18 protein-coding genes and 1 tRNA gene are annotated in these 18,455 nt (G+C 67.2%); 8 read left to right on the forward strand and 11 right to left on the reverse strand.

What is annotated here, in order from left to right; genetic code table 11:
• Nucleotides 1-67: 67 nt before the first annotated feature.
• A complete protein-coding gene (locus tag ACIG5A_RS24325) occupies nucleotides 68-1,081 on the forward strand; it encodes an ATP-binding cassette domain-containing protein (RefSeq protein WP_397243662.1) in 1,014 nt (337 codons plus the stop codon).
• Nucleotides 1,078-1,932: an ABC transporter permease gene (locus ACIG5A_RS24330; protein ID WP_397243663.1), complete on the forward strand. Its 855-nt coding sequence runs from the start codon at nucleotides 1,078-1,080 to the stop codon at nucleotides 1,930-1,932. Before ACIG5A_RS24325 ends, ACIG5A_RS24330 begins: the two co-directional genes overlap by 4 nt.
• On the opposite strand, the gene ACIG5A_RS24335 is transcribed toward ACIG5A_RS24330, so the two are convergent.
• The gene (locus ACIG5A_RS24335) at nucleotides 1,929-2,141 is read right to left on the reverse strand and encodes a hypothetical protein (protein WP_397243664.1); all 213 of its coding nucleotides are present in this window, start codon (nucleotides 2,139-2,141) and stop codon (nucleotides 1,929-1,931) included. The genes ACIG5A_RS24330 and ACIG5A_RS24335 overlap by 4 nt on opposite strands.
• A 213-nt stretch (nucleotides 2,142-2,354) precedes the next feature.
• Between ACIG5A_RS24335 and ACIG5A_RS24340 the strand changes: the two genes are divergently transcribed.
• A complete protein-coding gene (locus ACIG5A_RS24340) occupies nucleotides 2,355-2,882 on the forward strand; it encodes a peptidylprolyl isomerase (protein ID WP_397243666.1) in 528 nt (175 codons plus the stop codon).
• A gap of 243 nt (nucleotides 2,883-3,125) precedes the next feature.
• Here ACIG5A_RS24340 and ACIG5A_RS24345 read toward each other — a convergent pair whose 3' ends face one another.
• Nucleotides 3,126-3,608 (reverse strand): PH domain-containing protein, encoded by a 483-nt coding sequence (locus ACIG5A_RS24345; protein ID WP_397243668.1) that lies wholly within the window; start codon nucleotides 3,606-3,608, stop codon nucleotides 3,126-3,128.
• Nucleotides 3,609-3,738: 130 nt separating this feature from the next.
• Nucleotides 3,739-4,002: a cell division protein CrgA gene (gene crgA, locus ACIG5A_RS24350; RefSeq protein ID WP_397243670.1), complete on the reverse strand. Its 264-nt coding sequence runs from the start codon at nucleotides 4,000-4,002 to the stop codon at nucleotides 3,739-3,741.
• A gap of 263 nt (nucleotides 4,003-4,265) precedes the next feature.
• Here crgA and ACIG5A_RS24355 point away from each other — a divergent pair, with 263 nt between their 5' ends.
• The 3 genes from ACIG5A_RS24355 to ACIG5A_RS24365 all read left to right on the forward strand — a co-directional run bounded on the left by ACIG5A_RS24355 (nucleotide 4,266) and on the right by ACIG5A_RS24365 (nucleotide 6,181).
• Nucleotides 4,266-4,910: an aminodeoxychorismate/anthranilate synthase component II gene (locus ACIG5A_RS24355; protein WP_397243672.1), complete on the forward strand. Its 645-nt coding sequence runs from the start codon at nucleotides 4,266-4,268 to the stop codon at nucleotides 4,908-4,910.
• Nucleotides 4,907-5,635, forward strand: coding sequence for a RibD family protein (locus ACIG5A_RS24360; RefSeq protein ID WP_397243674.1), 729 nt, complete (start codon nucleotides 4,907-4,909; stop codon nucleotides 5,633-5,635). Before ACIG5A_RS24355 ends, ACIG5A_RS24360 begins: the two co-directional genes overlap by 4 nt.
• A 69-nt stretch (nucleotides 5,636-5,704) precedes the next feature.
• Entirely contained in the window at nucleotides 5,705-6,181 is a 477-nt protein-coding gene (locus tag ACIG5A_RS24365; protein ID WP_397243676.1) for a deaminase, read from the forward strand.
• A gap of 3 nt (nucleotides 6,182-6,184) precedes the next feature.
• On the opposite strand, the gene ACIG5A_RS24370 is transcribed toward ACIG5A_RS24365, so the two are convergent.
• From ACIG5A_RS24370 to ACIG5A_RS24405, 8 genes are all read right to left on the reverse strand, one after another.
• Entirely contained in the window at nucleotides 6,185-6,604 is a 420-nt protein-coding gene (locus ACIG5A_RS24370; protein ID WP_397243678.1) for a CBS domain-containing protein, read from the reverse strand.
• A 254-nt stretch (nucleotides 6,605-6,858) separates the two neighbouring features.
• Nucleotides 6,859-8,766 carry a Stk1 family PASTA domain-containing Ser/Thr kinase gene (gene pknB / locus ACIG5A_RS24375; protein WP_397243680.1) on the reverse strand — a complete coding sequence of 636 codons (1,908 nt, stop codon included), beginning with the start codon at nucleotides 8,764-8,766 and terminating at the stop codon, nucleotides 6,859-6,861.
• A complete protein-coding gene (locus tag ACIG5A_RS24380) occupies nucleotides 8,763-10,295 on the reverse strand; it encodes a protein kinase (protein WP_397243682.1) in 1,533 nt (510 codons plus the stop codon). Before ACIG5A_RS24380 ends, pknB begins: the two co-directional genes overlap by 4 nt.
• Before the next feature lie 37 nt (nucleotides 10,296-10,332).
• Nucleotides 10,333-11,799, reverse strand: a complete 1,467-nt coding sequence (locus ACIG5A_RS24385) for a peptidoglycan D,D-transpeptidase FtsI family protein (protein WP_397243684.1) — start codon at nucleotides 11,797-11,799, stop codon at nucleotides 10,333-10,335.
• Nucleotides 11,796-13,271, reverse strand: coding sequence for an FtsW/RodA/SpoVE family cell cycle protein (locus ACIG5A_RS24390; RefSeq protein ID WP_397243686.1), 1,476 nt, complete (start codon nucleotides 13,269-13,271; stop codon nucleotides 11,796-11,798). The genes ACIG5A_RS24385 and ACIG5A_RS24390 overlap by 4 nt, the downstream gene beginning before the upstream one ends.
• Nucleotides 13,271-14,785 carry a protein phosphatase 2C domain-containing protein gene (locus tag ACIG5A_RS24395; RefSeq protein ID WP_397243688.1) on the reverse strand — a complete coding sequence of 505 codons (1,515 nt, stop codon included), beginning with the start codon at nucleotides 14,783-14,785 and terminating at the stop codon, nucleotides 13,271-13,273. The genes ACIG5A_RS24390 and ACIG5A_RS24395 overlap by 1 nt, the downstream gene beginning before the upstream one ends.
• Nucleotides 14,782-15,249 carry an FHA domain-containing protein gene (locus tag ACIG5A_RS24400; RefSeq protein ID WP_167471289.1) on the reverse strand — a complete coding sequence of 156 codons (468 nt, stop codon included), beginning with the start codon at nucleotides 15,247-15,249 and terminating at the stop codon, nucleotides 14,782-14,784. Before ACIG5A_RS24400 ends, ACIG5A_RS24395 begins: the two co-directional genes overlap by 4 nt.
• Nucleotides 15,250-15,450: 201 nt before the next feature.
• Nucleotides 15,451-16,872 carry an FhaA domain-containing protein gene (locus ACIG5A_RS24405; protein ID WP_397243691.1) on the reverse strand — a complete coding sequence of 474 codons (1,422 nt, stop codon included), beginning with the start codon at nucleotides 16,870-16,872 and terminating at the stop codon, nucleotides 15,451-15,453.
• A 224-nt stretch (nucleotides 16,873-17,096) separates the two neighbouring features.
• On the opposite strand from ACIG5A_RS24405, the gene ACIG5A_RS24410 reads away from it, so the two are divergent.
• Nucleotides 17,097-17,179 (forward strand) — tRNA-Leu (locus ACIG5A_RS24410).
• 345 nt (nucleotides 17,180-17,524) lie between these two features.
• Nucleotides 17,525-18,292: a hypothetical protein gene (locus tag ACIG5A_RS24415; RefSeq protein WP_397243693.1), complete on the forward strand. Its 768-nt coding sequence runs from the start codon at nucleotides 17,525-17,527 to the stop codon at nucleotides 18,290-18,292.
• The last annotated feature ends 163 nt before the right edge of the window (nucleotides 18,293-18,455 follow it).

Raw genomic sequence — 18,455 nt, forward strand, 5'->3', positions numbered from 1 at the left:
CGCGGCGCCGATTAATTCGCATGCTCGACGACGTCGTATAGAGAGAACCCCCAACTTCAGGAGAATCATGCCCGACGCAATAGTCGCCGAGGGACTGGTCAAACGATACGGCCGGCTGATTGCCCTCGATGGACTCGACCTCACGGTGCCGGAAGGTACCGTCACCGCGCTGCTGGGCCCCAACGGCGCAGGTAAGACGACCACGGTCCGCGTGCTCACCACGCTGCTCGTGCCCGACGCAGGCCGCGCGGTCGTCGCGGGAATCGATGTACTGCGCGATCCGCAAACGCTGCGCGCGCATATCGGAGCGTCCGGGCAGTATGCCGCCGTCGACGAATATCTCACCGGATTCGAGAACCTCGAAATGGTGGGGCGGCTGTATCACATGGGCGTGCAACGCAGTCGACAGCGAGCCCGCGAACTACTCGAAAGATTCCGGCTCACCGATGCCGCCGACCGGCCGGTGAAGGGATATTCCGGCGGTATGCGCCGCAGGCTCGACCTGGCGGGCGCGCTGGTGGCCAACCCGCCCGTGCTGTTCCTCGACGAGCCGACCACCGGCCTCGATCCGCGTGCCCGCCTCGATCTCTGGGATGTCATCGAGGAACTGGTCGCCGGCGGCACCACGCTGCTGCTGACCACGCAGTACATGGACGAGGCCGACCGGCTTGCCGATTCGATCGCGGTGATCGACCACGGCAAGGTCATAGCGCGCGGCACCGCCGACGAGCTGAAGACCTTGGTCGGTGGTGACCGGATCGAGCTGACCGTGGAAAGCGCCGACAAGTTCTCCACCGCGCTGGAGGCGCTGAAAGGGCTGGCGGACGGGGAGATTCATCTCGAGCCGGGGCTGCGCAAGATCACCGTTCCGGTTGCCGACGGGGCGGCGGCGCTGGTCACGGCGGTCGGGCGGCTGGGCGAGCACCAGGTGAAGATCCACGACGTCGGCCTGCGCAGGCCCTCGCTCGACGATGTCTTCCTGACACTCACCGGGCACGAGGCGGAGGAGCTGATCAACGGCGACGACCGGTCCGACGACGCGCACGCCGAGTTCGACGTCACGGAAGGAAAGGTGCTATGACCGCCGCGACCGTGGTCGACAAACCGCAGGCGATCCCGCTCGCCCAACGACTCTCGTACGTCCTCAGCGACAGCCTGACCATCGCGAAGCGCAATGTCATCAAGATCAAGCGAGTGCCCGACGTGCTGATCTTCTCGACGCTGTCGCCGATCATGTTCGTGCTGCTGTTCGCATACATCTTCGGTGCGGCGATCGACGTGCCCGGCCTCGCGGGCGGTTACCGGGAGTTCCTGATCGCGGGCATCTTCGCGCAGACGGTGGTGTTCGGTGCGTCGTTCACCGGCGCCGGCCTGGCCGAGGATATGCAGAAGGGCATCATCGACCGGTTCCGGTCGCTGCCGATGGCGCCGTCGGCCGTGTTGTTCGGGCGCACGCTCAGCGATGTGGTGATCAATGTGGTCAGCCTGACCGTGATGTCGCTGACCGGCCTGCTCGTCGGCTGGCGGATTCGTGGATCATTCCTCGACGCGGTGCTGGCCTACGTGCTGCTGCTGTTGTTCGCGTACGCGGTGTCCTGGATCATGGCGGTGGTCGGACTGCTGGTGCGGGCACCCGAGGTGTTCAACAACGCCAGCTTCATCGTGGTCTTCCCGCTGACGTTCATCGGCAACACCTTCGTGCCCGCCGAGAAGCTGCCGACGGTACTGCGCGTATTCGCCGAATGGAATCCGGTCTCCGCGCTCACCCAGGCGGCCCGCGATCTGTTCGGCAACACCAGCCCGCTGGCGCCGCCGCCGGATACCTGGCCGATGCGGCATCCGGTCGCGACGACGCTGATCTGGGTGGTGGCGATCCTGGCGGTGTTCGTGCCGCTGGCGCTGCGGCAGTACAAGAAGGCGGTCAGCCGCTAGTGGCTGTTCTCCGCACCGGCGCCCGCCACCGGGGCCGGTGCGGACCCGTTGCGGGAGTAGCCGATTCGCGGCGGGGCCGGCGCGGGCGCCGGCGGCTGTGGCCGTTTGCTGCGCACCAGCCACAGCACGCCGCCGACCACCGAGATCAGCGTCGCGGCCAGCAGTCCCCTACGGGTACGTGGTGATACGTGGAAACGCCCGGAGCTCATCCATCCACTCTGGCACAGCCCCACGATTCGCGCAGAATTGCACTACGAGACAGCTGATCTCGTACGAACACGGGTAGCTCGCCGGGTACCGGCCACCGTGCCGCATCAGGGGACCGTCGGTCGCCGTCGTCACTGACGGGGCAGCCGAATCCGGCCAGATGTCCCGGGGAGGCGGAACAGCCGCTGTGCACTCCTCGTGGCACGATGACCGGCGTGACCTCACCGAATCAGACCGCCGTGGCGACGCTGCACACAAATCACGGCGATATCAAGATCTCGCTCTTCGGTAACCACGCTCCCAAGACGGTGCGCAACTTCGTCGGCCTCGCCGACGGGACCGCGCCGTACACGTCGGACAACGCGAGTGGCGGCAGCACCGGCCCGTTCTACGACGGCGCGCTGTTCCATCGAGTGATGGCCGGCTTCATGATTCAGGGCGGCGACCCGTCCGGCACCGGCCGCGGCGGACCCGGCTACGAATTCGGCGACGAGTTCCACCCGGAGCTGCGCTTCGATCGTGGCTACCTGCTGGCGATGGCGAATGCCGGACCGGGCACCAACGGTTCGCAGTTTTTCATCACCGTCGGCCCGCAGCCGCACCTCAACCGCAAGCACACGATCTTCGGTGAGGTGGTCGATCCCGAATCGCGCAGGGCGGTGGACTCCATCGCGGCCACGCCGACGGACCGCAGCGACCGCCCGATCGAGCCCGTGGTGATCAACAAGATCACTATCGAGTGAACCGCTGACACCTGAACGCCCGCGGGCACACCGCGGGCGGTCGGTGCTGTTTGCCGTGCCTAACGTTTCACGCGAAACATTGCCCGACTATCGGATCCGGGAAAAGGGGCAACGCCACAACCGATTTCGCGCGCATGGCGATTTGCCGGGCCCGCGCACACCGGGGCGGGTTGCCATCGTCGCGGCACTAGCCGAATCCGCAGCGTGGTGGATCCTGTGCGGCGGACCGCTCACCGCAGTTGCTCAAGCCAGGCTTGCGAGGCCGGTGGTGACCAGCGCGTCGAACACGTCCTCCGGATGGGTGCCGAGATCCCAGCGGCCGAAGATCAGCAGACGTTCGGTTCCGTCGTGGTCGACATCGATCTCCAGCATCGGCATCTTGCGGCCGAGGCGGCGGTAGCCGACCACCCGGGCGCGGATGATCTGGTCGCTGGTGTAGGTGGTGGGGCCGAACAGGTTGCGCACGACGAGCCGCGGTTCGGGTCCCGGCTGCACGGCGAGCCGGGGGCGCTGCCGGACACCGAGCACCGCCAGGCCGAGCAGCCCCGCCGCGGCCAGCGCGATGAGCAGCCGTGCGGCCGGATCGCCGGACAGGATGGCGGCACCGGCCAGGACCACCCCGCCGACCGTCACCGCGATGAGCGCGGGGGTCGGCGTGGCCCAAGCGAGGCGGGTTTCGGCGTTCACGTGCGGCGCTCTCCCCAGGTTCTTCCTCGAGTTGTCCACAGGCTCATCCACAGATGTGAATGAATGACATGTCTGTAATCTGACGAAAGGGCTGTTCGGCCGAATTCCGCGGTGTGCGCGACGGGCCCGGAGGCGACAGCGCAGCGTAACCACGGAGCACCGCCAAATATTACCGCCAGCGCATGGTCATGATCAGGCCGATGACCATCAGGCCGAAACCGATCAGGAAGTTCCAGGCGTTGAGGCTGTTCATCCAGCTGATCTTCTCGCCGGCCAGGTAGTAGACGAGCAGCCAGATCAGTCCGGCGAGCATGAAACCGAGCATGATCGCGACGTACCAGACCGGCGACGGCCCGGCTTTCACCTTCACCGGCGTGCGGCTGGCGGGGTTGATCGAATAATCGGCCTTCTTACGGACCTTGGACTTGGGCATGACGTCCTCGTGTTCGGCGTGCGGTCGGTACCGGCGGGGCGGATTCGGTGGTGTGTGCGCCGAACCGGACTCGCGACCTGCCGCGATTGTCCTGTTCGGACTCCCCGATCACAGCTTGTCGCGGTTCGCCTTGCGGCGAGGTTCCGGCGCCCGCCGGTGTACCCATAGGCTATCCCAACTGGTATTAGATGCGGCATCGGCAGGCGGACGCCGGGCCGGATAAGGAATAGGTGCCAGCTGGCAGTGGCACGTACTCTCGAACCATGCGTGTTCTGGTCGTCGACAACTACGACAGCTTCGTGTTCAACCTGGTCCAGTACCTCGGACAGCTTGGCGTCGAGGCCGTGGTCTGGCGCAACGACGACCCGAATCTGGCGGATCTGGACGCCGTCGTCGCCGATTTCGACGGCATTCTGATCAGCCCTGGCCCCGGCACACCGGACCGGGCCGGAGCCAGTATCGATCTGGTGCACGCCTGTGCCAGGCACGAGAAGCCGCTGCTCGGCGTGTGCCTCGGCCATCAGGCGATCGGTGAGGCCTTCGGCGCCACCGTCACCCGTGCGCCCGAACTGCTGCACGGCAAGACGAGTTCGGTGTTCCACGTCGGCGTCGGCGTGCTCGCCGGTCTGCCCGATCCGTTCACCGCCACCCGCTACCACTCGCTCACCGTGCTCGAGGACACCCTGCCCGCCGATATCGAGGTGCTCGGTCGCACCGAGAGTGGGATCGTGATGGCCATGCGCCACCGCACCCTGCCGATCCACGGCGTGCAGTTCCATCCCGAATCGGTGCTGACCCAGGGCGGGCACCGGATGCTGGCCAACTGGCTGGAGGTGTGCGGCGAGCGCCCGGCCGAGGGGCTGGTGCAGATGCTGGAAGCGGAGGTCGCGGCACTGGTGGTGCAGTGACGGCCACTCCCGCGCGGGCTTCGGACGGCACCAGGCCGTACGTCCTGCTATCGGTGGCGGTCAGCCTGGACGGCTACATCGACGATGCGAGCGATGAGCGGTTGCTGCTGTCCAACGCGGCGGATTTCGATCGGGTGGACGCGGTCCGCGCGGAATCCGACGCGATCCTCGTCGGCGCCGAGACGCTGCGCCGGGACAATCCGCGGCTGCTGGTCAACAGTGCGGACCGGCGGGCACGGCGGATCGAGATCGGCAAGCCGGAGTATCCGCTCAGGGTGACGGTCACGGCCAGCGGCGATCTCGATGCCGAGCTGCGGTTCTGGCATCACGGCGGCGACAAGCTCGTCTATACGACCGACGCGGGCGCGGCGAAGCTCGGTGATCGGCTGGCGGGTTTGGCCGAGGTCGTCTCGCTCGGCGCCGGCATCGACCTCGGTGCGCTGCTCGACGATCTCGGCGGCCGCGGCATCGAACTGCTGATGGTCGAGGGCGGCACCCGCGTCCATACCGGATTCCTCGCGGGCGAGCTGGCGGACGAGTTGCACGTCGCGGTCGCGCCGATTCTGGTCGGGGACAAGGCCGCTCCACGTTTCCTCGATGCCGCCGCCTTTCCGGGCGGCCCCCGGCGCAGGATGCACCTGGTCGACACCGAGCAGCTCGGCGATGTCGTGGTGCTGCACTATCTGCCGAAACAGGTGGACGATGACTCAGCCGACGACAACTGAACCGGCAGCCCGCACGACATGGCGCGATTCCCGTCCACGGGCCTGCGCCGCGAATCCGGAGGTCCGGCAGTGAGTACCGACGATGCCGCAGGGCAGCGCGACCTGGATCGCGAATTCATGCGCAGGGCAATCGAACTCGCCTACCTGTGCCCGACGAGCGCCGACGCGTTCTCGGTCGGCGCGGTGATCGTGGCCGACGGTGCGGAGATCGCGACCGGCTACTCCCGCGAGACCGATCCGAAGGTGCACGCGGAGGAATCCGCGCTGGACAAGCTCGGCGCGGATGATCCGCGGCTGACGCGGGCAACCGTCTACAGCACGCTGGAGCCGTGTTCGCGGCGCGGCACCGCGACCCGGCTGCCGTGCACGGACCGGATTCTGCGCGCGGGTATCGCCAGGGTGGTCATCGCCTGGCGGGAACCGGGGACGTTCGTGACCAACTGTGTCGGGGTGGAGACGTTGCGCGAGCACGGTGTGGAGGTCGTCGAGCTGCCGGAGCTGGCGGACGCGGCGATGGCGATGAACCGGCACCTCGACCTGTCGTGAGGGTTAAGGCCGCCCGTAGATCGCGGTGACGAATTCGCTGAGCTGGTTGTCGTCGAGATGGCGGGCCAGGTCGGCCTCGCTGATCATGCCGACCATGCGCTTGTTGTCGATGACCGGTATCCGCTTGATGCGGTGACCTTCCATCTCCTCGAGCACCTGCTCGACGTCGGCGTCGGCGGCCACCCAGCGCGGTGTGGTCTCGCAGAGCTCGGCGGCCCTGGTGGTGGCCGGAGATCGGCCCTGGGCAATGCACTTCACCACGATGTCGCGGTCGGTGATGATGCCGCGCATGCGCTCGTTCTCATCGGCGATGACGAGCGCGCCGACGCCGAGCTCGGCCATGACGCGCGCGGCCTTACCGACGGTTTCGTCCAGGGATATCCACTGCGCACCGGGTTTCATGATGTCGCGTGCGGTGGTCATATGGGGCTACCTCCTCGTACTCAGCGATGCTGGTTGGGATGAAGCAGCCCCATTCTCCCGCCTATCGTGCCGATCGGTCTATTTTTCGGAGAAGACCACAACTACGGTGTAGGAGCGGGGCCCCGACGTCCCTGATTCTGCCGAGGCTGTACCCGTCGCCCAGACTGCACATCCCGACACGGCAATGGCTGCAACCAGAACTGGGTTGAACATCGTTCCCTCCCGACGGAATCGGATGTCCGCCAGCGAGTCGCCTACGGCGGGCCGAGGACACCAGTGCTGATGGTGACCGTCCCATTCTTCGCGATCGAGGAACCGGCGGCGGGTTGCTGGCTGAGGATCCGGCCGACATTGCCCGCGTCGAAGGTGCCCTGTGTGGTCTGGCTGATCTGGCCGGTGCTGCCGGTCCAGCCTGCCTGGCGCAGGCGTTCTACCGCTTGTGCCGGGGTCAGGCCGATCAGCGACGGCATGCTGATCTGATCGCCGTCGGAGACCTGGACGGTGACCACGGAACCCTTGTCCGCAGTGGTGCCGCCCGCCGGGTTGGTCGCGATGACCTCGCCCTTCGGCTTGGACGACGGCACGTACTTGACGTCGATCTTGAATCCGGCGCTCTCCACCAGATTCGGCTGGGCGACGGAGATGTCCTGGCCGATCACGTTCGGCACCCGGATCTGTTCCGGACCGGCGCCGAGGATGACGACGATGGCCCGGTCCACGTCGACCCGCGAGCCCGCCGCCGGATCGGTGGCGATCACCTTGTCGAGTTCCTGTGCGCTGGACGGCTTGCGCACCACGTTCGGGTCCATCCGCAGGCCGTTGGAGTTCAGCACCTGCTCGGCCTGCTGCTGGCTCAGCCCGTCCAGCTTCGGCACCTGCACCTGCGCCGGACCGGTGGAGACCTGCACGGTGATGGTGCTGCCCTTGTCGATGCGCGAACCGCCGAGCGGCTGGGTCGCGATGACGTTGCCGGTGGCCACCTTGCTGTCGGCCTTCGGCACGACGGATACGGTGAAGCCGAGCTTCTGCAGCGCGTCGGTCGCCTGCTGTTGTGATTTGTTCGAAAGATCGGGCACCGCAACCTGATCCGGCTTACTTCCCGGACCGATGAGCACCCAGAACAGCGCGAACGCGACGATGACCGCGGCGGCGGCGCCGACCGCGAGGTAGACGGTGCGGCGCGGGTTCGGCTGTTCGGCGGGTTCCTGTTCGGCGGTGTCGTCGTGGCGCTCGACCGTGCGGAAGGTGCGCGGCGGCGGCTCGTTGGCGCCGAGGATGGTGGTGCGATCCTCCTCGGTCATCACCATCGGCGCGCTCGGCTTCTGCCCGCCGAGCACCCGGATCAGGTCGGCGCGCATCTCGGCCGCGGTCTGGTACCGGTTGGCCGGGTTCTTGCTCATCGCCTTGAGCACGACGGAATCGAGTTCGCGCGGCACCCCGGGGTGCACGTGCGAGGGCAGGCGCGGATCCTCACGGACATGCTGGTAGGCCACCGCGACCGGCGAGTCACCGGTGAAAGGCGGTTCGCCGGTGAGGATTTCGAACAGCACGCAGCCGACGGAGTACACGTCGGAGCGGGCGTCGACGGTCTCGCCGCGCGCCTGCTCCGGCGAAAGGTATTGCGCCGTACCGATGACGGCCGCGGTCTGGGTCATCGGGTTGGAGCTGTCGGCGATGGCGCGGGCGATGCCGAAGTCCATCACCTTCACCGCGTTGGCCCGGTTGATCATGATGTTGGCCGGCTTCATGTCGCGGTGCACGATGCCGTTCTTGTGGCTGAAATCCAGTGCGGCGCAGACGTCGGCGATGACCTCCATCGCCCGGCGCGGCGGCAGCGGACCCTTGCCGCGCACCACATCGCGCAGCGTATCGCCGTCGACGTACTCCATCACGATGTACGGCAGCGGGCCGCCGTCCACCTCGGCCTCACCGGTGTCGTAGACCGCGACGATCGCCGGATGGTTCAGTGCCGCCGCGTTCTGCGCTTCGCGTTTGAAGCGCAGGTAGAAGGTTGGGTCGCGGGCGAGGTCGGCGCGCAGCACCTTGATCGCCACATCGCGGCTCAGCCGCAGATCGCGGGCCTTGTGCACCTCGGACATACCGCCGAACCCGATGATTTCACCCAGCTCGTAGCGAGACGAGAGGTTCTTCGGGGTCGTCATGGCTGTCCTTGCGGATACGTAGCGGGCCAACTCGGGGAGACCACTGGGCCGCGGGCCCCGGGGAATGGTAATTCGAAGGTGGGAACTCGGCCACGGCCGGTGGTGGTAGTCGGCGCCGTGGTCGACGGTTTGGTGGTGCTCGGCGCGGTCGTGGTCGGCGGCGGGGTGGTCGTCGGTGGCTCCGTCGTCGTGGGCGGTGCTTGCGTTGTCGTCGGTTCTTCGGTGGTGGTCTGCGGCTGCGGCCTGGTGGTCTGCGGCTGCGTCGTCGGGGGTGGTGTGGTGACCGGCGGTGGCACCGGCCTCGTGATCGGCGCGATCGTCGACGGCGTCGGCGGCGGCACGTTCTTGTTCGGGTCGTTGTCGCCACTGAACAGCAACCAGCCGCCGAGGCCGCCGACCACCACCGCCAGCGCGGCGAAGGCGGCGAGCGCCTTCTGGGTCGGGGTGAGCCCCTTCGGCTTGGCGCCCGGCGATATCGTCCCCGGATTCATCACGGTCGCGGGCGCACCGGAGGCCGAGGCCGCGCCCGCGCCGACGGCCGTGGCGCCGAGACCCGCCGGAGTGGGGTAGCGCACCGTCGCGCCGTCGTAGTCGTGCGAGGTGGACGGGATCGCGACCGTCGGACCGGGCGGTAGCACCCGGGTGGCATCGGTCATCGGCGGTGCGGCCGGGTTCGCGCCGAGGGGCTGCGGCGGCCTGCGCCCGGCCCGGACCGCGGCGACGGCATCGGCGAATTCACCGCCGCTGGCGTAGCGCTGCGCCGGATCCTTGCCCATGGTGATCTCGATCAGCTCGCGCACGTTCGGCGGCAGATCGGCGGGCATCGGCGGCGGTGCATCGCGCACATGCTTCATCGCGACGGTGATCGCGCCGTCGCCGCTGAACGGCCGCTGCCCGGCCAGCGCCTCGTAGCCGACGACGCCGAGCGAGTAGACGTCGCTCGCCGCGGTGGCATCCTCGCCGACGGCCTGTTCCGGCGCGATGTACTGGGCGGTGCCCATCACCATGCCGGTCTTGGTCACCGGTGACGCGTCGACGGCCTTGGCGATGCCGAAGTCGGTGATCTTCACCTGACCGGTCGGCGTCACCAGGATGTTGCCCGGCTTCACATCGCGGTGCACGACGCCTGCGGCATGCGCCACCTCCAGCGCACGCGCGGTCTGCTCGAGCATGTCGAGCCCCTGGGCGACCGACAGCCTGCCGAGCCGGTTCAGCACCGTGTTGAGCGGTTCGCCGTGGACCAATTCCATGACCAGATAAGCGGTTTCGCCGCCGTGCGGGTCGACCGTCTCGCCGTAGTCGTATATCCCGGCGATGCCCATGTGGTTGAGCTGGGCGGTGGTCTTGGCCTCGGTGCGGAATCGCTGCCGGAAGGTGGGGTCGGTCGAGAACTCGGCCTTCAGCACCTTGACCGCGACGCGGCGGTCCAGCCGGGTATCGAGCGCCTCCCACACCTGCCCCATGCCGCCGGTCGCGATGAGTCGCTGCAGGCGGTAGCGGTCGGCGATCATGGCGCCGTTGTTCAGCATCGAGGGCCCCGAACCTTCTCTCGCACGTTCATGTAGGTCAGCCCCCTCGCAAGCCGGCGTCGAGCACCGCGCGGGCCACCGGCGCAGCCACCGAACCGCCGGTGGCCGCCAGCGCCCGGTCGCCGCCGTTCTCCACGATCACCGCGATGGCGATCTTCGGATTCTGTGCGGGTGCGAACGCGATGTACCAGGCGTGCGGCGGTGTGTTGCGTGGGTCGGTGCCATGTTCGGCGGTACCGGTCTTGGATGCGATCTGATAGCGGGACTGGTTGCCTCCGACAGTGTTCTGTTCCGAGGCGATCATCAGATTGGTCAGCGTCGACGCTACCTGGGCGCTGACGGCCTGGCCGACCGAGACGGGTTTGGTCTTGGACAACTCGCTCAGATCGGGTCCCTGCAACTGGTCTATCAGGTATGGCTCCATCCGGACGCCGCCGTTGGCGACGGTCGCGGCGATCACCGCGTTGTCCAGCGGGGTCAGCGCGACGTCGCGCTGACCGATGCTGCTCTGCGCCAGCGCGGCGTTGTCGGTGATGGGCCCGACGGTGCTCTCGGCGACCGGAATCGGCACGCCCTTGTGCGGGCCGACGCCGAAGGCGGCGGCCTCGTCCTTCAAATTGGCCGCGCCGATCCGGACGCCGAGTTCGGCGAAGGCGGTGTTGCAGGACAACCGGAACGCGTCACGCAGCGACGCGGTCTGGCCGCCGCCGCAGGTGGAGCCGTTGTAGTTCTCCAGCGTGGTCGTCGTGCCCGGCAGGGTGATGTTGGGCGCCGCGGTGAACTGGTCATCCGGTGTCGCGGTGCCGTTGGCCAGCGCGGCCGCGGTGACCACGACCTTGAACGTCGAGCCGGGCGGATAGGTCTGCGAGACAGCGCGATTGAGCATCGGCTTGCGCGGATCGGCGTTCAGCGTCTCCCACGCCTTGGTGCCCGCCGCGCCGTCGTGCCCCGACAGCTGGTTCGGGTCGAAGCTCGGCGTGGAGACCATGGTCAGGATCTTGCCCGTGCTCGGCTCGATCGCCACCACCGAACCGGTGTAGCCCTTGCTGGTCAGCTGGTCGTAGGCGACCTTCTGCATCACCGGATTGATCGTGGTGAGCACGTTCCCGCCGCGCGGGTCGCGCCCGGCGACCAGATCCAGCAGGCGGTTGCCGAACAGCTGCGAATCCGAGCCGTTGAGCACCGAATCGTCGGCGCGCTCGAGTCCGGTCTTGCTGTACTGGATCGAGTAGAAGCCGGTGACGGGTGCGTACGCCTCGGGATCGGTGGGGTAGTTGCGCAGGTACTTGTAGCGATCGTCGGTGGCGATGGACCGCGCGAGCACGGTGCCGCCCGCGGAGATCTGCCCGCGCTGGCGGGAGTACTCGTCGAGCAGCACGCGGGAGTTGCGTGGGTCGTTGCGCAGTGCGTCGGCCTTGATCACCTGGACATAGGTGGCGTTGACCAGCAGCGCGACGATCATCACCATTACCGCCACCGCGACCCGGCGTAGCGGAGTGTTCATTCCTGCGGCCTCGCTTCCGGTCGGCGCAGCAGCTCGGTGGTCGCGACCTCCAGCGGAGCCGGTGGTTCCTTCTTGCGTACCGGCGCGGGGGCGCGGGCGGCGTCGGAGATCTTGATCAACACCCCGAGCAGCGCGTAGTTGGCCAGCAGCGACGAGCCGCCGTAGGACATGAACGGTGTGGTGAGACCGGTCAGCGGAATGAGCTTGGTGACGCCGCCGACGACGACGAACAACTGGATCGCGATGGTGAACGACAGGCCGGCGGCGAGCAACTTGCCGAAGCTGTCGCGGACGGCGAGCGCGGTGCGCAGGCCGCGCACCACGAACACCAGGAACAGGACGAGCACCGCGGCGAGCCCGATGAGGCCGAGTTCCTCGCCGATGGTGGCGATGATGAAGTCGGTCTTGGCGAACGGCACCTGGTTGGGCCTGCCGCTGCCGAGCCCGGTGCCCGCGAGGCCGCCGGTGGCGAGGCCGAACAGCGACTGCGAGATCTGGTAGCCGGTGTTGTTGTAGTCGTCGAACGGATGCAGCCAGGTTTCCACGCGCACCCGCACGTGGCCGAACAGCTGATAGGCGAAGACGAAGCCGAGCGCGAGCAGGCCGCTGCCGATGATCAGCCAGCCGACCCGCTCGGTGGCGATGTAGAGCATCACCAGCACGGTGCCGAAGATCAACAGCGAAGTGCCGAGATCCTTTTCGATGACGAGCACCAGGATGCAGACCAGCCACACCGCGAGGATCGGCCCGAGGTCACGGGCGCGCGGGAACTCCATACCGAGGAAATGGCGCCCGGCCGCGGTGAACAGATCGCGCTTGGCCACCAGCACCGAGGCGAAGAAGATGATCAGCAGGATCTTGGCGAATTCGCCGGGCTGCACGCTGAATCCGGGCACCCTGATCCAGATCTTGGCGCCGTTGATCTCGGAGAACCTGCTGGGCAGGATGGCCGGGATCGCCAGCGCGACCAGGCCGACCAGGCCGAGGGTGTAGCTGTAGCGGGCCAGCGTCCGGTAGTCGCGCAGCGCGATCAGCACCACGATGAACACGACCATGCCCAGACCCGTCCACCACACCTGCTGGTTCGCGTCGGGGGAGGGGATGGTCCACGAGTTGTAGATGGCGCGCTGTTCGTCGGCCAGGTCGAGCCGGTGGATCAGCACCAGGCCGAGGCCGTTGAGCAGCGCGACCACCGGCAGCAACAGCGGATCGGCGAACGGCGCGAACCGGCGCACGGCCAGGTGGGCGATGCCGTACAGGCAGAGGTAGGCCACGCCGTATTTGGCGATCTCCCAGGTGATCGACTGTTCCTGACTGGCCTCGACCAGAAACAGGGAAACGGTGGTCACCAATGCCGCCGCGGCGAGCAGGAGCAACTCGGCGTTGCGTCTGGTCGACGGCGGCGGCGCGGGAGCGAATCCGCCCGGCGGGCTGGGAAAGGCCCCAGCGGACGGCGGTGCCGGTGCGGACATCAGTCCGTCACCCGGCAGTTCTCCCCCGCGTTCTGGGGGATGGGCGTTGCGGTCAAGGGTGCCTGGGACACAGGCGCCTGCGGCGCGGGCGTACGGAGATCACCGGGAGCCGTGGGGGCGCCGGTGGTTGTCGGCGCGGCGGCACCGCTCGGCTCGGCGGGCGGCGGCACGGTACCCGAGGCAGGTGGCGGCTGGATGCCTGGCTGCGGCGGTGGTGCGATGCCAGGCTGCGGCGTCGCCGCTTCCTTGGCCGGGCACGGCGGCAGCAGTTCCTGCTGGGCGAGCAGGCGAAGTTGATCCTTGGCCTTTTCCAGCGACCCGGGCGGCAGACCCTTGTCGACCTGGTCGCGGCCGGACGGGCGCAGATCGGAGACCTTGAGCGCCTTGCAGTTCGACGGCATGTTCTTGCCGGGCTCCACATTGGTGATCTCGCCGCTGCGGCTGACGCAGCCGACGATGTCCACCTCGTGGATCGAATAGCCGAGCACCGAGCCCGGTAGCCCGCGCAGGATCACCACCTGGCCGTTGTCCGCGCCGACGTAGTAGTAGCCGCGAATCGTCTTGTACCCGACCAGAAGTCCGACACCGACCGCGAGCACCAGCGCGACCGCGAGCAGGATCCACCGCAGTTTGTGCGATTTGCCCTTTTGTGGTGGTTCCGGTTCGGCGGCGGCCCGCCGTGGCGCCGCGCGCGGCGGGCGTAACGAGGCCGCACGGCCCGCCGCGGTGTTCGGCGGCGGATTGTCTTCTTCCACACCGGAAGCCGCGCCCGCCACGATCGGATGGCTCTGTCCGTAGTCCAGGTCGATCACATCGGCGACGACGACCGTGACGTTGTCCGGACCGCCGCTGCGTAGCGCGAGTTCGATGAGCCGGTCGGCGCATTCGTCGGTGCTGCCCTCGCGCATGGTGTTGGCGATGGTCTCATCGCTCACCACATCGGAAAGGCCGTCGGAGCACAGGAGATAGCGATCACCCGCGCGTGCTTCGCGCATGATCAGCGTCGGCTCGATCTCGTTGCCGGTGAGCGCGCGCATGATCAGCGATCGCTGTGGATGGGTGTGCGCCTGCTCGGGGGTGATCCTGCCCTCGTCGACCAGCGATTGGACGAAGGTGTCGTCGCGGGTGATCTGCGCGAGTTCGGCGCTGCGCAGCAGGTAGGCGCGCGAATCGCCGATGTGCACGAGCCCGAGTTTCTTGCCGGCGAACAGGATTGCGGTGAGTGTGGTGCCCATGCCGTCGAGCTCGGGCTCCTCCTCGACCTGATCGGCGATGGCCGCGTTGCCCTCTCGGGTCGCCGCGTCGAGCTTGCCGAGCAGATCGTCGCCCGGTTCATCGTCGTCGAGATGGGCGAGCGCGGCGATCATCAGCTGCGAGGCGACCTCGCCCGCGGCATGGCCACCCATGCCGTCGGCGAGCGCGAGCAGCCGTGCGCCTGCGTAGACGGAATCTTCGTTGTTGCCTCGGACGAGACCGCGGTCGCTGCGCGCTGCGTAGCGGAGAACAAGAGTCACGATCGCAGCTCGATCACTGTTTTGCCGACACGGACAGGGGTGCCGAGCGGAACCCGCACCGCGGTGGTGACTTTCGCTCGGTCGAGGTAGGTGCCGTTCGTCGAGCCGAGGTCTTCGACGTACCAGTCGTCGCCGCGCGGGGAAAGCCGTGCGTGCCTGGTGGAGGCGTAGTCATCGGTGAGCACCAGCGTTGAATCGTCCGCACGGCCGATCAGCACCGGTTGGGTGCCGAGGGTGATGCGGGTGCCGGCGAGTGAACCTTGAGTCACCACAAGATATTTGGCGCCCTTCTGGCCTCGGCTGAAGGAAGGCAGCACCGCGGAACCGCGTGCGGCCCTGGGCTGTATCCGAATGCCGGATGCCGCGTAGATGTCGCTGCGCAAGGTCCGCAGCACCGCCCACACGAAAAGCCACAACAGCAGCAGGAACCCCGCACGGGTCAGTTGCAGGATCAGTCCCTGCACGGTGCTCCACCTCCTGTTCGACCGTGTACGTCGGTGCCGTAGGAGCTGGTTCGCCCCCACCGGCCTGCTGCTCTTGCCGGCCCCGGGTCCGGCGCCGCGCGTGTGTTGGCAGCATCATAGGGCCGACAGTCGATTCCGATCACGATACGACCGCAGAATGCCTGTACGCCATGTCGTGACCTGCACCGCGAGCTTACGGGATCAGACGATACGGATCAGGATCTCGGAATGACCGGCGCGGATGACATCCCCGTCGGCGAGCTGCCAATCCTGCACGGGCGAACCGTTGACCAGCGTGCCGTTGGTGGATCCGAGATCCGAGAGCATCGCGGTCTGGCCGTCCCAGCGGACTTCGATATGCCTGCGGGAGACGCCGGTATCGGGCAGCCGGAAGTGCGCGTCCTGGCCGCGGCCGATGATGTTGCTGCCTTCCCGTAGCTGATAAGTGCGGCCGCTGCCGTCATCGAGCTGCAGGGTCGCCGAATAGCCGGAACCGGTCTGCGGAGCGGGCGCGTAACCCTGTGCGCCGTAACCCGGCTGAGCGCCGTAGCCAGGCTGTTGCGAGTAGGCCTGGCCATACCCGCCCTGATCGTCCTGACCGTAGGCGCCCGGCTCGGCGTAGGTCTGCTCGCCGTAACCCGGTTCGGCATAAGCCTGTTGGCCCTGCTGGCCGTAACCCGGCTGGGCGTAACCCTGTTGCTGGCCATACCCCTGATCGGCGTAGCCCTGGTCGCCGTAGCCTTGCTGGCCGTAGCCCTGCTGGCCGTAACCGGGCTCGGCGTACCCCTGCTGGGCGCCGTATGCCGGATCCTGGTAGCCCTGCTGCTGGCCGTAGCCGGGGTCGGCGTAGCCCTGCTGGCCGTAGCCACCGCGGTCGCCGTAGCCCGGTTGCTGAGCGCCGTACCCCTGCTGGTCGTAACCCGGTTGCTGGCCGTAGCCGCCCTGGGCGCCGCCCTGCTGGTAGTCGTAACCGTTCTGGTAGTCGCCGTAGCCCTGTTGGGCATCGGGCGCCTGATAGCCGCCGTACTCCGCGCCGCCGCGGCCGTAGTCGTCCCGGTACGCACCGTTCTGCGGACCGCCGCGTCCCGCGGGCGGCGGCGCGTACCCGCGGTTGCGTGGATCGGACTCCGCGGGCTCACGACTCGGGTCGTAGCCTGAGTTCTGCGTCATGGGGCCAGCTCCTGGTTGCGGGTTTGCAGGTTGTTGTCGCGGGGGTTCCGGGCTGCGAGCTGGTGTAGCTCCGCGGCCTGCGTCGGGGTCGACCCGACCGCGCGCCCTGAACTGTCCGGTGTGCAGCGTAGGGGATGCCTCGAATACCACGCGTACTTCGCCGTAGGTCTGCCATCCCTGATCTCGGATGTAGTCCTGCAAATGTTTCGCGAAAGCGCGGGTCGTGAGGTCGGTGTCGGCATCAAGTTGCTGCTGGTCGGACGAGTTGATGGTGATCACATAGCTGTTGGGGGCGAGCAGATGTCCGCCGCCGAGATCCTGGACGTGGTCGGCGGCTTCGCGTTGCAGCGCCGCCTCCACTTCCTGTGGAACTACGTTGCCACCGAAAACCCTGGCGAATACATCACCGACGGCGCCCTGAAGACGACGCTCGAACCGTGAAACGATGCCCATCTCGGCCTCCCTTCGGTGAGCGTCTCTTCTGATTGGTAACAACGACACGCCAGCCTGGCGTGTCGCCTATCGAGCACGTTCATTGCATGATATCCACGATCGTCCACACCTGTAACTCTTGGCGAGTACCCCAGGTTCCCTGGGTTGCCAGCAGCCTTGACGGTCCCCGTCACGGGCCGATTTCGTATCCGGCCCAACGCCGTGATACGGTCTTCCAGTCGCTCGGGCGAGTGGCGGAATGGCAGACGCGCTGGCTTCAGGTGCCAGTGTCCTTCGGGACGTGGGGGTTCAAGTCCCCCTTCGCCCACAAAACATGAAGGCCCGATCCCAAAAGATCGGGCCTTCATGCTTTTTCATACCTTGGGCATACCGCACGGGATCGTCACCGAAACATCATCGCGGTGTAGCCGAGACCACCTCGTTGTCCGATGCGCCCGCGAATCGCGCACGGCGGCAAACGATTCCCTGGATCGGTGGTAATCGCGGCGATCGAACCGCCTGGCAGACGTACGAAAACGAGCAATCCGGATAGCGGTAGTCACAGATTGAAGTACCGTCCAGTCTGCATTCTCGGTGTCGCGTTTCAGCTGGCAAGTGCCGATCTGTCCCGACTCGGTTCCGGGAGTTCCCTATGTTCTCGTGGATCTTGGAAATGCCGACCTGGGCCGGCTACCTGGTGATCACCGGTATCATCGTGGCCGGTACCTGCGTCGGTGTGCTGCTGGCCCGGCCGTTGGTGCTGAAAATATTCGGGCCGGAACCAGGCCAGAACGAGCTGATCACCATGGTGCTGACCGTCGGCGGCATCTTCTATGGTCTGCTGCTCGGGCTGGTCGCCGTGGCCGGGTACGAGTCGTACTCCGAAGCCGAATCGGTCGTCGCCGACGAAGCGGCCTCGCTCGGCACGCTCTACCGAGAGGTATCCGCCTACCCCGAGCCACAGCGCCAGGTCCTGCGGCAGGACCTGATCGATTACACCGACAATGTGCTCACCGTCGCCTGGCCCGCGCTGCGCCGCGGTGACGAGCCCAACGGCGGCACCGCCATCGTCACCCGATTCCAGGAGCATCTGCTCGCCTTCGATCCGCCGACCACGGCGGCGGGCATCCTGCACCGCGCGACGATCGAACAGTTCGCCCAGTTCGATCAGGACCGCCGCCACCGCATCAGCGCGACCACCCAGCAGATACCGCCGGTGCTGTGGTGGGCGATCGTGGCGGGCGGGGTGATCAATCTCGTCCTGCTCTGCCTGTACAGCGTGTCGAGCCGGTTCGCGCATCTGCTGCTCGGCGGGCTGCTCGCCGTATTCCTCGGCACCATGATCTTCCTCATCGCCACGCTGGACTATCCGTTCCGCGGTGACCTCAGCGTCGATCCGCAACCATTCGAGCGGGTCTATCACAATGTGATGGGCCGATGAACAAAACAATTACGGCACAAGGAAATACGTCGTACCGCGATATTTCTGAAATACCCGTTTTGCACAGCTGTCCGCAGTGCTACCGTGAGCAGTGCCACCGCCTCCGGCGGAGTCTCTAGTCGGCTGACGCGCCGATGATCTCGCGCCAGCCCGGTTATTCGAT

Origin of the sequence: Nocardia sp. NPDC052566, from assembly GCF_044547285.1 — a bacterium.
GTDB lineage: Bacteria > Actinomycetota > Actinomycetes > Mycobacteriales > Mycobacteriaceae > Nocardia.

Coding starts and splice junctions, on each gene's coding strand:
- ACIG5A_RS24390 (WP_397243686.1), bottom strand. CDS start 13,271: ATGTCCGCACCGGCACCGCCGTCCGCTGGGGCCTTTCCCAGCCCGCCG.
- ACIG5A_RS24370 (WP_397243678.1), bottom strand. CDS start 6,604: ATGACCACCGCACGCGACATCATGAAACCCGGTGCGCAGTGGATATCC.
- ACIG5A_RS24405 (WP_397243691.1), bottom strand. CDS start 16,872: ATGGGCATCGTTTCACGGTTCGAGCGTCGTCTTCAGGGCGCCGTCGGT.
- ACIG5A_RS24325 (WP_397243662.1), top strand. CDS start 68: ATGCCCGACGCAATAGTCGCCGAGGGACTGGTCAAACGATACGGCCGG.
- ACIG5A_RS24355 (WP_397243672.1), top strand. CDS start 4,266: ATGCGTGTTCTGGTCGTCGACAACTACGACAGCTTCGTGTTCAACCTG.
- ACIG5A_RS24335 (WP_397243664.1), bottom strand. CDS start 2,141: ATGAGCTCCGGGCGTTTCCACGTATCACCACGTACCCGTAGGGGACTG.
- crgA (WP_397243670.1), bottom strand. CDS start 4,002: ATGCCCAAGTCCAAGGTCCGTAAGAAGGCCGATTATTCGATCAACCCC.
- ACIG5A_RS24330 (WP_397243663.1), top strand. CDS start 1,078: ATGACCGCCGCGACCGTGGTCGACAAACCGCAGGCGATCCCGCTCGCC.
- ACIG5A_RS24385 (WP_397243684.1), bottom strand. CDS start 11,799: ATGAACACTCCGCTACGCCGGGTCGCGGTGGCGGTAATGGTGATGATC.
- ACIG5A_RS24380 (WP_397243682.1), bottom strand. CDS start 10,295: ATGCTGAACAACGGCGCCATGATCGCCGACCGCTACCGCCTGCAGCGA.
- pknB (WP_397243680.1), bottom strand. CDS start 8,766: ATGACGACCCCGAAGAACCTCTCGTCTCGCTACGAGCTGGGTGAAATC.
- ACIG5A_RS24415 (WP_397243693.1), top strand. CDS start 17,525: ATGCCGACCTGGGCCGGCTACCTGGTGATCACCGGTATCATCGTGGCC.